Origin of the sequence: Streptosporangium sp. NPDC051022, from assembly GCF_040683035.1 — a bacterium.
Taxonomy (GTDB): Bacteria; Actinomycetota; Actinomycetes; order Streptosporangiales; family Streptosporangiaceae; genus Streptosporangium.
This window is the reverse complement of sequence record NZ_JBFBCF010000010.1, coordinates 210,895-226,533: the sequence shown is the minus strand read 5'-3', so window position 1 is coordinate 226,533 and position 15,639 is coordinate 210,895. Positions and strand designations below refer to the sequence as shown.

The window sequence follows — 15,639 nt, the reverse complement described above, 5'->3', positions numbered from 1 at the left end:
CTGGTCAGGCCAGCCCGAGCTCTCTGTCGATGAAGTCGAAGACGTCGTCGGCCGTCGCGTCCTCCAGCCGGTCGGCGACGACCGCCCCGTCGGCCGGGCCGAGCCGCGCCAGGATGGTCCGCAGCCGGGCGGCGAGCCGGGTGCGTTCGGCCTCCGCGTCGGGAAGGGCCGCCACCATCGCCTCCAGGCGGTCGAGCTCGGCCGTGACCGGGTCGCCGTCCTCCGGGCAGAGTTCGGCGCGCAGGTGGTCGGCCAGCGCGGCGGGGCTGGCGTAGTCGAAGATCACGGTGGCGGGAAGTCTTCTGCCGACCGCAGCGCTCAGCTGGTTGCGGAAGTCGACGGCGGTGACGGAGTCGAAACCGAGTTCCTTGAACGCCCGCCGCGGCTCGACCGTGCCCACGTCGTCATATCCGAGGACGGCGGCGACCTGGGTCCGCACGAGGTCGAGCAGCACGCGGTCCCGCTCGGACTCCGGCATCGCGGCCAGGCGCTCCGCCAGTTCCGAACCCTCGGGACGGGCTTCCGAGAGGTCGTCGTCGACGATGGCGCGCACCTCGGGCAGCGCGTCCAGCAGCGGGCGCGGGCGGGAGAGCACGTACGTGGGCACGAAGCGCTCCCATTCGATGTCGGCGACGACGAGGTGGCTCTCGTCGTGGTCGAGGGCCTGCTGGAGCAGGCCGATCGCCGAGTCCGGGTGCATGGTCCGCAGCCCGAGCCTGCGGGCGTGTGTCTCGACCTCCTCGTCGACCATTCCGCCACCGCCCCAGGTGCCCCACGCGATCGAGGTCGCGGTGAGCCCCCGTGCCCTGCGCCGCTGGGCCAGGGCGTCCAGGAAGGCGTTCGCGCCCGCGTAGGCCGCCTGGCCCGCGCTGCCCCACACCGCCGCCCCCGAGGAGAACAGCACGAACGCGTCCAGGGGACGGTCGGCGAGCAGTTCGTCCAGGTTCAGCGCGCCCGCGATCTTGGCTCTGCCGATCTCGGCGTACTCCTCGGCCGGGATCCGCGTCAGCGGTACCGGGTCGTGCATGACACCGGCGGCGTGCACCACCGCGGTGAGCGGCTCGGGCAGCGACTCGATCAGCCGGCCCAGCGCCTGCCTGTCGGCGACGTCGCAGGCGGCGACCGTCACCTCGGCGCCGAGAACGGCCAGTTCGTCGGCCAGCTCGGCCGCGCCCTCCGCCGCCCGGCCCCTGCGGCTGGTCAGCACCACGTGCTCGGCGCCGTTGGCCGCCAGCCATCGGGCCACGTGCGCGCCGACCCCGCCGGTTCCCCCGGTGACCAGTACGGTTCCACGCGGCCGCCAGGAACGCGGTGCGCTCGCCCCACCGAGTGGAGCGCGGACCATGCGGCGGGCGAACACCTCGCCGTCGCGCAGGGCGACCTGGTCCTCGGCCCCTGTCAGGACGCCGCACAGCAGGTCGGCCACATGTTCGTCGGCGTCGTCGGGCAGGTCGATCAGGCCGCCCCACGTGTCCGGCTTCTCCAGGGCCAGTACCGTGCCGAGGCCCCACAGCACCGCCTGGAACGGGTTGGCGGGCTCTCCCGCCCAGGCCACCGCCCGCGAGGTGACGCACCACAGGGGCGCGGGTACGGCTGCGGCCTCCAGCTCCCGCACCAGGGCGATCGTGGCCATCGTTCCCCGGGAGAGCGTGGGATGCGAGGGGTGCGGCCGGTCGTCGAGCGCCAGCAGGGAAAGTACTCCGGCCACCGGCTCGGCGGGCAGCGTGTCACGGAGCCGTACGGCGTCGGCGTCGGCGATGTCGACCGTGACGACCCGGGCGCCGTGCGCGGCGAGTCCACGGGTGACCGTGCCGACCAGGGGGTGGTCGGCGTGTCCGGGGGGAAGCGCGAGCACCCACGTACCGGTCGGGCCGGTGACGGACACGGGGACCGGCTGCCAGGTCACCCGGTACCGCCACGTGTCGAGCCGCGAACGCTCACGGTGCCGGAGCCGCCACGACGACAGCGCGGGCAGGACCTCTTCGAGAGCCTGCGGCCCCACTCCCAGCTCGGCCGCGAACGACGGGAGATCACCACCCTCGACCGCCTGCCAGAACGCCGTGTCCACCGGGTCCGTACCGGTTTTCGAGGCGTATGCCAGGAAGTCCGGCGACCAGTACCTCTTGCGCTGGAAGGCGTAGGTCGGCAGGTCCACCCGGCGCGCACCGGAGCCGGTGAAGAACGCCGCCCAGTCCACCCGGCCACCCCGGGCGTGCACACGCCCCAGGGCCGACAACACCTCACGGGCCTCGTCACGATCGCGACGCAGCACCGAAACGAACACGGCCGCGTCCGGATCGGCCAGACACTCGGCACCCATCGCCGACAACACCGCATCCGGCCCCAACTCCAAGAACGTGGCGACCCCCTGACCCTCCAGGAACCGCACCCCGTCACAGAACCGCACCGCCTGACGGACGTGCTCGACCCAGTAATCGGCCGAGAAGTCCTCAACGAGCCGGCCGGTGACGTTGGAGACCACCGGAATCTTCGGCGCCCCGTACGACAGTCCCTCGGCCACCCGCCGGAACTCGGCCAGCATCGGATCCATCAACGGGGAATGGAAGGCGTGCGAGACCCGCAACCGCTTCGTCCGCTCGAACCGGGCCGCGATCTCGGCCACCGCGTCCTCATCGCCGGAGATCACCACCGACCCCGGCCCGTTGACCGCCGCGACGCTCACCCGGCCGGTCAGGAACGGGACAACGTCCTCCTCGGGTGCGGCGATCGCCACCATCGCCCCACCCTCGGGAAGGGCCTGCATCAACCGGCCGCGTGCCGCCACCAGGGCGCAGGCGTCCTCCAACGTCAGCACCCCTGCCACGTGGGCGGCGGCCAGCTCACCGATCGAATGCCCCGCCAGGAAATCCGGCCTGACACCCCACGACTCGGCCAGCCGGAACAGCGCCACCTCCACCGCGAACAACGCGCACTGCGTGTACTCCGTCCGATCCAGCGCCCCGGCGTCCTCGGCGATCACCCCGGCCAGCGGACGCTCCAGCGCCCCGGCGAAGCCCGCGCACACCGCGTCGAACGCCCCGGCGAAGACCGGGAAGGCCGCGTGCAGTTCCCGGCCCATCCCCAGACGCTGACTGCCCTGACCGGTGAACAGCACCGCCGTACGGCCACCGCCCTCCACCGGCCCCGGCAGCCCACTCCCCCCGGCCAGCGCACGCAACCCCCGCACCAGCTCATCCCGACCGGCACCCACCACCACCGCACGGTGATCCAGCACCGCCCGCGACACCACCAGCGAATACCCGACGTCCACCGGACGCAGGTCGGGCCGCTCCTCGACGTACTCCAGCAGTCGCTCGGCCTGCGCGCGCAGCGCCTGGGCGCTTCTGGCGGACAGCGGCCAGGGCACGGTTCCGGGGATCCGCTCCGTGTCCCGCTCGCCCGGCTCACCCGGCTCGTCCTGTTCTCCGGACGCGGCGGTCTCCTCGGGCGCCTGCTCGATGATCACATGCGCGTTGGTGCCGCTGTATCCGAAGGAGGACACCCCCGCCCGGCGCGGATGACCGTTACGCGGCCACTCGACCGATTCGGTCAGCGGTTCCACGGCCCCGGCCGACCAGTCGACGTACGGCGACGGCTTGTCCAGGTGGACGATCCTGGGCAGCATCCCGTGCCGCATCGCCATCACCATCTTGATCACGCCCGCGATGGCCGCGGCGGCCTGGGGGTGCCCGATGTTGGACTTGATCGAGCCCAGCCAGAGCGGCCGGTCCCGGTCCTGCCCGTAGGTCGCGATCACCGCCTGCGCCTCGATCGGGTCGCCCAGCATGGTCCCGGTCCCGTGCGCCTCGACGGCGTCGACGTCGGCCGGGGTGAGCCCGGAGGCGGCCAGCGCCTGCTCGATCACCCGCTGCTGGGAGGGGCCGTTCGGCGCGGTCAGACCGTTCGAGGCACCGTCCTGGTTGACCGCCGAACCGCGTACCACGGCCAGCACGGGGTGACCGTTGCGGCGGGCGTCGGACAGGCGCTCAAGCAGCAGCACGCCCACGCCCTCCGACCACACGGTGCCGTCGGCGTCGGCGGAGAACGAGCGGGCGCGTCCGTCGGGCGACAGCCCGCGCTGCCTGCAGAACTCCACGAACATGTCGGGCGTGCCCATCACCGCGACGCCTCCGGCCAGGGCGAGCGCGCACTCTCCGCGGCGCAGCGCCGCCGTCGCCAGGTGCAGGGCGACCAGCGACGACGAGCAGGCCGTGTCGACCGTCACCGCGGGGCCCTCGAGGCCGAAACTGTAGGCGACCCGTCCGGAGACGAGGCTGCCGCCCGGCTGGCCGCCCGAGTAGTCGTTGTACATCAGGCCGGTGAACACGCCGGTCTGGCTGCCTTTGACGGTCTCCGGGTCGATGCCGGCGCGTTCGAAGACCTCCCAGGCCGCCTCCAGCAGCACCCGCTGCTGGGGGTCGGCCACCGCCGCCTCCCGCGGGCTGATTCCGAAGAAGTCGGCGTCGAAGTCGGGGGCGTCGTGCAGGAAGCCGCCCCGGCGGACGTAGGTCTTACCCGGCTGATCGGGTTCGGGGTGGTATATGCCGTCGATGTCCCAGCCGCGGTCGGCGGGGAACTCCGAGGTCGCGTCCCGGCCCTCCGCCACCAGCCGCCACAGTTCCTCCGGGGAGGTCACCCCACCGGGGTAGCGGCAGCTCATCGCGACGATCGCGATCGGCTCGCGGTCCCTGTCCTCCAGGGCGCGCAGGCGTCCGCGGGTCTGCTGCAGCTCGGCGGTCGCCCGGCGGAGGTAGTCGCGGAGCCTGTCGTCGCCTGCCAGTGATTCGTTCATCGGATACCCAGTTCGTTGTCGAGGACCGCGAAGAGTTCGTCGTCGGTGGCCGCAGTCAGGTCCTGGCTCGGTACGGCCTGCGCCGTCCTGTCACGGGTGTCCCGCCAGTTCCGCAGCAGGGCTTCGAGCCGAGCAGTGATCTTGGCGTGGTCGCCGTCCGTCGGGGTGACCCCGGACAGAGCCGCCTCCAGCCGGTCGACCTCGACCAGCAGGGGGCGTGTCGGGTCGGCGGGTCCCACGTCGATCCGCGCCTTGATGTGCTCGGCCAGGGCGACGGGGGTCGGGTAGTCGAAGACCAGGGTCGCGGGCAGGCGCAGCCCGGTGGCCGTGCCCAGCATGTTGCGCAGCTCGACCGCCGACAGCGAGTCGAAGCCCAGCTCCTGGAAGGCGCGCCGGGGATCGATCGAGGCGGCCGAGGCATGCCCGAGCGCGGCGGCGACGTGCTTGGCGACCGTCTCCAGCAGGAGCTGGTCGCGGTCCTCCTCGGAGAGCCCGGCCAGCCGCTGCGCCAGCGGCGGTTCGCCCGCGGCGGCACCCGCCGTACGGCGCAGCGGCGCACGGACCAGGCCGCGCAGCATCGCGGGCACACCGTCGGCCCGGCCACGCAGCGTGGCGAGGTCCAGCCGGATCGGCACCAGGACGGCCTCGGGGACGGTGAGGGAGGTGTCGAACAGCGTGAGTCCCTCGTCCGGGGAGATCGGCGGCATGCCCATCCGGTGCATCCGCTGACGTCCCGCCTCGTCCAGCAGCCCGGCCATGCCGCGTTCCTCCGCCCACAGTCCCCAGGCGAGCGACGTCGCGGGCAGCCCGGCCGCCCCGCGCTCCTCGGCCAGGGCGTCCAGGAAGGCGTTCCCCGCCGCGTAGTTGGCCTGTCCGGCGCCGAGCACCAGCCCGGCCGCTGAGGAGAACAGCACGAACGCGGTCAGGTCCAGATCGCGGGTGAGTTCGTGCAGGTGCCAGGCGGCGTCCACCTTGGGCCGCAGCACGGCCTCCATCTGCTCGGGGGTCAGCGAGGCCAGGAGCGCGTTGTCGACCACTCCGGCCGCGTGCACCACCCCGCGCAGCGGGTGTTCCGGGGTGATCGCGGCGAGCACTCCGGCGAGGGCCTTCCTGTCCGCCACGTCGCAGGCGGCGACCGTCACCTCGGCGCCCAGTCCTCGCAGTTCCTCAGCCAGTTCGGCGGTACCGGGCCCGCTGAGGCCCCTCCTGCCGACCAGCAGCAGGTGCCGTACGCCGTGACCGGTGACGAGGTGCCGGGCGACCAGCGCGCCGAGCCCGCCGGTGCCGCCGGTGATCAGGACGGTGCCCTCCGGGTCCCACACCGGACCGGCCGGATCGGGGACGTCGGAGACCGGGACCAGTCTCGGGGCGTGGAGCCCGCCGTCGCGCACCGCGAGTTCGGGTTCCCCTGAGGTCAGCGCGGCCCGCAACGAGCCAAGGTCCACAGTGCCGAAAGGAGTGCCGGAAGGAGTGCCGGAAGGAGTGCCGGAGGCGGCGCCCGGGTCGCCACCCGGCGCGGTCTCCGACGCGGTGTACGACGTACCGTCCGATGCGGCGTCCAGGTCGATCAGCGTGAACCGCCCGGGGTTCTCCTCCTGCGCCGCCCGCACCAGGCCGCGTACCGGCGCGTGCGCCAGGCCCGCGGCCCGCCCGCCGGTCACGACCACGAGCCTGGCGGCGGCGAAACGCTCGTCGGCGAGCCACTCGCGCAGCGTGGTGAGGACGGTGTCGACCGAGGTCCGCACCGCGGCGGGGACGTCGGCCGGAACGCCGGCCGGGACGGGGACCGGCAGGAACACGACCTCGGGCACTGTGTTCCCGCCGTCCCCGCCGTTCCCGCCGTTCCCGCCGTTCCCGCCGTTCTCGCGCGAGGCCAGCGCGGCCAGGTCCGGGTGGCGGGGGACGTCCTCGCCCAGGTCCGGTCCGTCGCCGAGGACCGCCCAGTCCCGTGTGGACGGAGCCGTCCCGTCGCCCTGGACCGGCTGCCATTCGAGCCGGAACAGCGAGTCCCCGCCTCCGGCCGCCGCGCCCAGTTGCTCGGCCGAGACCGGCCTGGCCACCAGGGACTCGACCGACGCCACCGGTGCGCCGGTCGCGTCGGCGAGCTCGACGGAGACGGAGGCGGGGGTGGGCGAGGAGATCCGGATCCGCAGCGAGGAGGCGCCCGCGGCGTGCAGCCTCACCCCGTTCCAGGCGAACGGCAGCATCGGCCGGTCCAGATCATCGCCCAGGAGGTTGGCGTGCAGGGCGGCGTCGAAGAGAGCGGGGTGGAGGCCGAACCGGTCGGCGTCCACGGCCTCGACGGCGACCTCCGCGAACACCTCGGTTCCGCGTCGCCAGGCGGCCCGCAGGCCCTGGAACGCCGGGCCGTAGCCGTAGCCCAGGTCGGCCAGCCGCCCGTAGAGGTCCTCCAGTTCCACCGGGACGGCTCCCGGCGGCGGCCATTCGGCGAGTGCGGCCGGGGGCTGCCGGTCGTCCTCGGCCAGCACGCCGGTCGCGTGCCGGGTCCAGCCGTCCTCGCCGGTGTCGTCGTCGCCTCGCGCGTACACCGCCAGCGAGCGGCGTCCCGCCTCGTCCCGGGCTCCGACCACGACCTGGAGCGCGACGCCTCCCCTGGCGGGCAGTACCAGTGGCGCGGAGAGGGTGAGCTCCTCCAGCAGGCCGCACCCGGCCTCGTCACCGGCGCGGATCGCCAGCTCGGCGAAGGCCGTACCCGGCACGACCACCCGTCCCATCACGGTGTGGTCGGCCAGCCACGGCTGCGCGCGCAGGGAGAGCCGTCCGGTCAGGACGACCCCGCCCGAGTCGGGGAGCGTCACGACGGCGCCGAGCAGCGGGTGTCCGGCCGCGACCTGGCCGTACTCGGCGGCGTCCGCGCCGGTCGCGGTCGCGTCCAGCCAGAAGCGGCTGCGCTGGAAGGGGTAGGTGGGCAGTTCCACCCGGCGGGCCGCCGTACCGGCGTAGAAGGTCTCCCAGCCGACGGGGACGCCGCGCACGTGCAGCCGGGCGAGCGCCGTCGTCAGCTCCCGCGCCTCGGGCCGGTCGCGGCGGAGCGCGGGCACGAACAGCGCCTCCGCGGCCCCGTCCCCGTCGCCCGGCAGGCAGTCGCCGCCCATGGCCGACAGCACCGCGTCCGGTCCCAGTTCGAGGAAGGCGGTGACGCCCTCGGCGTGCAGCGTGCGGACCGCGTCGGCGAAGCGCACCTCGGTGCGGACCTGCCCGGCCCAGTAGTCGGGCGAGCCCAGCTCCTCGGCCGTGGCGATCCCGCCGTGGACGGTGGAGACGACCGGGATCAGCGGCGGCCCGTACGACAGGCGGGCGGCCACCTGCCGGAACTCGGCCAGCATCGGCTCCATCCGGTGCGAGTGGAAGGCGTGGCTGACCCGCAGCCGCCGGGTCTTGCGCCCCCGCGCCTCCAGGGTGGCGGCGAGTTCGGTCACCGCCTCCTCGTCTCCGGAGACGACGACGGAGCGGGGGCCGTTGACGGCCGCGATCCCCACCCCTTCGTTCAGGAGGGGAAGGACCTCCTCCTCTGCGGCCACGACCGCGACCATCGCCCCGCCCTCCGGCAGGGCCTGCATCAGCCGGCCGCGCGCCGCGACCAGCGCGCACGCGTCCTCCAGCGACAGGACCCCGGCGACGTGGGCGGCGGCCAGCTCGCCGATGGAGTGCCCGGCCACGAGGTCGGGGGTGACGCCCCAGGACTCGACCAGCCGGTACAGCGCCACCTCGAGCGTGAAGAGCGCGGCCTGGGTGTGGACCGTCCGGTCCAGCGCGTCCGCGTCGTGCAGGACGTCGGCCAGCGTGACGCCGAGCGCCGGGTCCAGGTGCGCGCACGCGGCGTCGAAGGCCTCGGCGAAGGCGGGGAAGGCGCCGTACAGCTCCCGCCCCATGGCGGCCCGTTGCGCGCCCTGGCCGGTGAACAGGAACGCCAGCCTGCCGCCGGTCACCGAGCCGGAGACCACGTGGGGGGCGGTCTCGCCGTCGGCCAGCAGCCGCAGGCCGAGCACGGCCTCGGCGCGGTCGGCGGCGACCACGGCCGCGCGGTCGGCGAAGGCGGTGCGGGAGGTCGCCAGGGACAGGCCCAGGTCGGCCAGGTCCGGCCCGTCCGGTGCCTGCGCGAGGGGGATGAGCCGCGCGGCCTGCGCCCGCATGGCCTCGGCGCCGTTCCCGGTGACGATGAGCGGTACGGCGGGCGGCTCGGCCGCCGGGACGCTCTCCCCCTCGGCGGGCGGCTCGTCCGCCGGGGGCTCCTCCAGGATGACGTGGGCGTTGGTGCCGCTGATCCCGAAGGAGGACACCCCGGCGCGGCGGGGACGGTCGTCGGCCGGCCACTCGACCGGCTCGGTGAGCAGTTCGACGCTTCCCTCCGACCAGTCGACGTGCGGTGTCGGCTCGTCCACGTGCAACGTCCTGGGCAGCACTCCGTGCCGCATCGCCTGCACCATCTTGATCACACCCGCCACACCCGCGGCGGCCTGTGTGTGACCGAGGTTCGACTTGACCGAGCCCAGCCAGAGCGGCCGGTCCCGGTCCTTTCCGTAGGTGGCGATGAGGGCCTGGGCCTCGATCGGGTCGCCCAGCGTGGTGCCGGTCCCGTGCGCCTCGACCACGTCGACGTCGGCGGGTTCGAGGCCCGCCCCGGCCAGTGCCTGGCGGATCACCCGCTGCTGGGAGGGGCCGTTGGGGGCGGTCAGGCCGTTCGACGCCCCGTCCTGGTTGACGGCGCTGCCGCGGACGACGGCCAGGATCCGGTGGCCGTTGCGGCGGGCGTCGGAGAGTCGTTCGAGCAGCACCAGGCCGGCTCCCTCCGACCAGCCGGTGCCGTCGGCCGCGGCGGCGAACGGCTTGCAGCGGCCGTCGGCCGCCAGGCCCCGCTGGCGGCCGAAGTCCAGGAAGGCGTCGGGGGTGAACATGAGCGCCACGCCTCCGGCCAGCGCGAGCGAGCACTCGCCCCGGCGCAGCGCCTGCATGGCCCAGTGCATCGCGACCAGCGACGACGAGCAGGCCGTGTCCACCGTCACCGCGGGGCCTTCGAGCCCGAGGGCGTAGGCGACGCGCCCGGAGACGACGCTGCTCAGGCTGCCGTTGCTGAGGTAGCCCGCGAGGCTGTCGGGCACCTGGGTGAACCTGCTGCCGTAGTCGTGGTACATGACGCCGACGAACACCCCGGTACGGCTGCCGCGCAGCGACACCGGGTCGATCCCGGCGCGTTCGAACGCCTCCCAGGAGGTCTCCAGCACCAGCCGCTGCTGCGGGTCCATGGCGAGGGCCTCGCGCGGGCTGATCCCGAAGAAGTCGGGGTCGAAGTCCGCGGCGTCGTAGAGGAATCCGCCTTCGCGGGTGTAGGTCTTGCCTGGTTTGCCGGGTTCCGGGTCGTAGATTCCCTCGACGTCCCATCCTCGGTCGTCGGGGAACACCGAGATGGCGTCGCCCCCCTCGGCGACCAGCTGCCACAGCTCGTCCGGGCTGGTCACGCCGCCGGGGTAGCGGCAGCTCATGGCCACGATCGCGATGGGCTCCCCGTCCACCGGCGCGGGCGTCGAGTCCTCGGGCTCCTCGGCGATGCCGAGCAGTTCGGCCTCGAGGAAGCGCGCCAGCGCGGCGGGGGCGGGGTAGTCGAACACCAGCGTCGACGGGAGCCGGAGACCGGTCACCGTGTTGAGCCGGTTGCGGAGCTCGACGGCGCTGAGCGAGTCGAATCCCATCTTGGCGAACGCGCGGTCCGGGTCGACGGCGTCCGCGCCGTCGTGGCCGAGCACGGCCGCGATCTCCGCCCGGACCAGCTTGATCACGGTCTCGGTGCGCTCGGCCGCGGAGAGCGCGGCGAGCTGGGTTCCCAGGGACGATCCGCGTGCCGGGCCGGTCGCGGCGGCCCTGCGGGCGACGGGCCCGACCAGCGCGCGCATCACCGGCGGCAGCGACTCGCCCTGCGTCCGGAAGGCCGCGAGGTCCAGGGCGACGGGCAGCAGGACCGGGTCGTCCGTCCGCGTCGCGAGGTCGAAGAGCGACAGGCCCTCCCGCTGGGAGAGCGGTGCGATCCCGCCCCGGGAGATCCGCTTGCGGTCCTCATCGGTCAGTTCGCCGCCCATGCCGGGTCCGGCCCACAGGCCCCAGGCCAGGGAGGTGGCGGGCAGTCCCCGATCGCGCCGGTGGACGGCCAGCGCGTCGAGGAAGACGTTGGCCGCGCCGTAGTTGCCCTGCCCGGGGGCGCCCAGGACGCCGGCGACCGAGGAGAACAGCACGAACGCGGTCAGGTCCAGGTTGAGGGTCAGCTCGTGCAGGTTCCACGCCGCGTCGACCTTGGGCCGGAAGACCGTGTCCAGCCGTTCGGGGGTGAGGGAGGCGATCACGCCGTCGTCCAGCACTCCGGCCGTGTGCACCACCCCGGTCAGGTCGGGGATGTCGGCCAGCAGTACGGCCACTGCCCGGCGGTCGGCCACGTCACAGGCCGCGATCTCGACCCGCGCGCCCAAGTCCTCCAGCTCCGCCCGCAGTTCGGCCGCGCCCGGCGCGTCCAGGCCTCGACGGCCGGCCAGCACCAGGCTCCGCACCCCGTGCTCGGCCACCAGGTGCCGCGCCACCAGCACGCCCAGGCCACCGGTGCCGCCGGTGACGAGCACCGTGCCCGCGTTCTCCCATGGCGAGTCCAGCTCCCGCACCGCCGCCCTGGCCAGCCTCGGCACGACCACCTTGCCCTCGCGCACCGCCAGCTCCGGCTCACCGGCGTTCACGCCCGCGAGCACCGCCTCCAGCGACACGCCCTTGCCGTCCAGGTCGACCAGGACGAACCGGCCCGGGTTCTCCGCCTGCGCGGCCCGGACCAGACCCCACACGGCGGCGCCCGCCAGGTCGGAGGTCTCCTCACCGCCGACGGAGACCGCGCTCCGGGTCACCACGACGAGCTTCGAACCGGCGAACCGCTCGTCGGCCGGCCAGTCCCGCAGCAGGGCCAGCACCCGGCCCGTGACCGACCGCACCGCCTGGGGAACGCTCTCCCCCCGCCCCGCCGGGCACAGCAGCACCACCTCCGGCACCGCCGTACTCTCGGCCAGCTCCGCCAGACCCGCGAACACGCCCGCGACCCCCGGCAGCACGCTCAGCCCGAACGCGTCCTCCCCGACCAGCGCACACGGCGCGGGCACAGTGGCCGAAACACCGGCCGAAACAGCGTCCGAAACACCGGCCGGGCCGCCCGCGAACGGCCACCACTCGACCCGGAACAGCGACTCCCCTCGTCCCGCGGCGCGCAGTTGCTCGGCCGCCACCGGGCGGGAAACCAGCGACCCGACCGACGCCACGGGCACGCCCGTCTCGTCGGCCACCTCGATGGACGAGGCCGTGCCCGAGCGCGCTATCCGCACCCGCAGGGCCGAGGCCCCGGCGGCGTGCAGCGACACCCCGGTCCACGCGAAGGGCAGCTGTGTCTCCTGCCCGCCGTCGTCGGCGACCAGCGCCGCGTGCAGCGCGGCGTCCAGCAGGGCCGGGTGCAGCCCGAACCCCTCGGCGGAGGTCCCCTCGGCCAGGGCGACCTCGGCGAAGATCTCGTCGCCGCGCCGCCAGACCGCCCGCAGTCCCTGAAACTCGGGGCCGTACTCGTAGCCCTGCGCGGCCAGGTCCTCGTACACCCCGGTGATGTCCACGCTCACGGCGCCGCGCGGCGGCCAGACCACGAGCGAGGCCGGTTCCGGCGAGGCGTCGGGCCCGACCACGCCGGAGGCGTGCCGGGTCCACGCCTCCTCCGCCGAGGCGTCCACCGGGCGTGAGTACACCTCGATGAGCCGCCGCCCGTACTCGTCCCCGCCTCCCACCACGACCTGCAGCGCGGCCCCGCCCTTCGGCGGCACCACCAGGGGCGCCTCCAGGGTGAGCTCGTCGAGGAGGCCGCAGCCGACCTCGTCGCCCGCGCGGATCGCCAGTTCGACGAAGGCGGTGCCGGGCAGCACCGTCACACCGGAGATCACGTGATCGGCCAGCCACTGGTGCGAGCCCAGCGACACCCGGCCGGTCAGCACCACCCCGTCCGCCCCCGGTCCGTCGGCGCCCGGCACCGCGACAACCGCCGACAGCATCGGGTGGTCCGCGGAGGCCAGGCCCGCCGCCGACACCTCGCCCGGCGAGGCCGGTGGCTCCAGCCAGTACCGCCTGCGCTGGAAGGCGTAGGTGGGCAGTTCGGCCCGGCGGGCGCCGCTGCCGGCGTACACCGCCTGCCAGTCCACCCGCGCGCCCGCCACGTGCAGCCGGGCCAGCGCCGACAGCAGTTCGCGCGCCTCGGGGCGTTCCTTGCGCAGTGCCGGGATCAGGGCGACCTTGGCGGAGTCCACGCATCCCTGGGCCATGGCGGTCAGGACGGCGTCCGGCCCCAGCTCCAGGAAGCGGGTCACCCCCCGCTCCTCCAGGAACCGCATCCCGTCGCAGAAGCGCACGGCCTGGCGGACGTGCTCGACCCAGTAGCCGGCCGAGAAGGTCTCGACGAGTTGCCCGGTGACGTTGGAGACGACCGGGATCTTCGGCGCCCCGTACGACAGTCCCTCGGCCACCCGCCGGAACTCGGCGAGCATCGGGTCCATCAGCGGGGAATGGAAGGCGTGCGAGACCCGCAACCGCTTGGTCCGCTCGAACCGGGCCGCGATCTCCAGCACCTCGCCCTCGTCACCGGAGATCACCAGTGCCTTCGGCCCGTTGACGGCGGCGATGCTCACCCGGCCGGTCAGGAACGGCGTGACCTCCTCCTCGGTGGCGGCGATCGCGACCATCGCGCCGCCCTCCGGCAGTTCCTGCATCAACCGGCCGCGTGCCGCGACCAGCGCGCACGCGTCCTCCAGCGTCAGAACCCCGGCCACGTGGGCGGCGGCCAGCTCACCGATCGAATGCCCCGCCAGGAAGTCGGGACGCACGCCCCAGGACTCCACCAGCCGGAACAGCGCCACCTCCACCGCGAACAACGCGCACTGCGTGTACTCCGTCCGATCCAGCGCCCCGGCGTCGCCGGAGATCACCTCGGCCAGCGGACGCTCCAGGTGAGCATCCAGCCGCGCCACCACCTCGTCGAACGCCCCGGCGAAGACCGGGAAGGCCGCGTGCAGCTCCCGGCCCATCCCCAGACGCTGACTGCCCTGACCGGTGAACAGCACCGCGGTCAGGCCCTCGTCGGCCACCCCGTAGCAGACCCCGGCGGACGGCTCCCCGGTGACCACCGCCGCCAGACCGCGCGCCGCGGCGTCCAGATCCTCGGCGAGGATCGCCGCGCGGTCCTCGAGCGCGGCCCGTGACGTCGCCAGCGCGTAGCCGACGTCCAGCACGTCCGCTTCCGGCCGCTCCCGGAGGTGCTCCAGCAACCGTCCCGCCTGCGCCGACAGCGCCTCTCCGCCGCGCGCCGAGATCACCCAGGGCACCGGAACGCCGGCGGGCCAGCCGGCGACCGGGGAGTCCAGCTCCTCGGCGGCACTCTCCCCCGGCTCGTCCGCCGGGGCCTGCTCGACGATCACGTGGGCGTTGGTGCCGCTGATCCCGAACGACGACACCCCCGCCCGGCGGGGACGGCCGGTGACCGGCCACGCGACCGGCTCGGTCAGCAGTTCCACGGCTCCGGCCGACCAGTCCACCTGCGGGGTGGGCCGGTCCACGTGCAGCGTCTTCGGCAGCACGCCGTACCGCATCGCCTGCACCATCTTGATCACGCCGCCGACGCCCGCGGCTGCCTGGGTGTGACCCAGGTTCGACTTCAGCGAACCCAGCCAGAGCGGCCGCTCCCGCTCCTGCCCGTAGGCGGCGATCACCGCCTGCGCCTCGATCGGGTCGCCCAGCGTGGTCCCGGTCCCGTGCGCCTCGACGGCGTCCACGTCCGACGGCGCCAGTCCGGCGGCGGCCAGCGCGCTGCGGATCACCCGCTGCTGGGACGGGCCGTTCGGAGCGGTCAGGCCGCTGCTGGCGCCGTCCTGGTTGACCGCGCTGCCCCGGATGAGCGCCAGGATCGTGTGGCCGTTACGGCGGGCGTCCGACAGACGCTCCAGTACCAGCACGCCCACGCCCTCGCCCCAGCCGGTGCCGTCGGCCGCCGCGGCGAACGACTTGCACCGGCCGTTCGCCGCCAGGCCGCGCTCCCGGCTGAAGTCGACGAACGTCTCGGGGGTGGCCATCACGGTCACCCCGCCCGCCAGCGCCAGTGAGCACTCGCCCTGGCGCAGTGCCTGGATGGCCCAGTGCATCGCGACGAGAGAGGACGAGCAGGCCGTGTCCACCGTCACCGCCGGGCCCTCCAGGCCCAGCGTGTAGGCCACCCGCCCGGAGACGATCGCCCCCGTACCGCTGCTGCCCGCGTAGTCGTGGTACATCACCCCGGCGAACACGCCGGTCGCACTGCCCTTCAACGAGACCGGATCGACCCCTGCGTCCTCCAGCGCCTCCCACGAGGTCTCCAGCAGCAACCGCTGCTGCGGATCCATCACCAGCGCCTCACGCGGCGAGATCCCGAAGAAGCCCGGGTCGAACTCGGCCGCCTCGTAGAGAAAGCCGCCCTCCCTGGCGTAACTCTTCCCGGCTTTTCCTGGCTCGGGGTCGTATATCCCCTCGACGTCCCATCCGCGATCCGCGGGAAAATCCGAAACGGCGTCGACGCCCGCTTCGACCAGCCGCCACAGATCCTCCGGTGACGACACCCCTCCGGGATAGCGGCACCCCATTCCGACGACGGCGATCGGCTCGTTGTTTCGCTGCTCGACTTCGCTCAGCCGCCGGCGGGCCGTGCGCAGATCAGCGGTCGCACGCTTGAGGTAGTCAAGAAGTCTCTGCTCGTTGTCCATGCGTCGCCCCACTGAACTCATGTATTTCAATGACGTTTCGATGCC

Annotated in this window: 2 protein-coding genes; both read right to left on the bottom strand. The window is 73.9% G+C overall.

Translation table 11 applies throughout. The features are described 5' to 3' along the window. Positions 1–4: 4 nt before the first annotated feature. A complete protein-coding gene (locus AB0N02_RS19175) occupies positions 5–4,792 on the bottom strand; it encodes a type I polyketide synthase (protein ID WP_363947997.1) in 4,788 nt (1,595 codons plus the stop codon). Further along, positions 4,789–15,594, bottom strand: a complete 10,806-nt coding sequence (locus AB0N02_RS19170; protein ID WP_363947995.1) for a type I polyketide synthase — start codon at positions 15,592–15,594, stop codon at positions 4,789–4,791. The genes AB0N02_RS19175 and AB0N02_RS19170 overlap by 4 nt, the downstream gene beginning before the upstream one ends. Between the last annotated feature and the right edge of the window lie 45 nt (positions 15,595–15,639).

Coding starts and splice junctions, on each gene's coding strand:
- AB0N02_RS19175 (WP_363947997.1), bottom strand. CDS start 4,792: ATGAACGAATCACTGGCAGGCGACGACAGGCTCCGCGACTACCTCCGC.
- AB0N02_RS19170 (WP_363947995.1), bottom strand. CDS start 15,594: ATGGACAACGAGCAGAGACTTCTTGACTACCTCAAGCGTGCGACCGCT.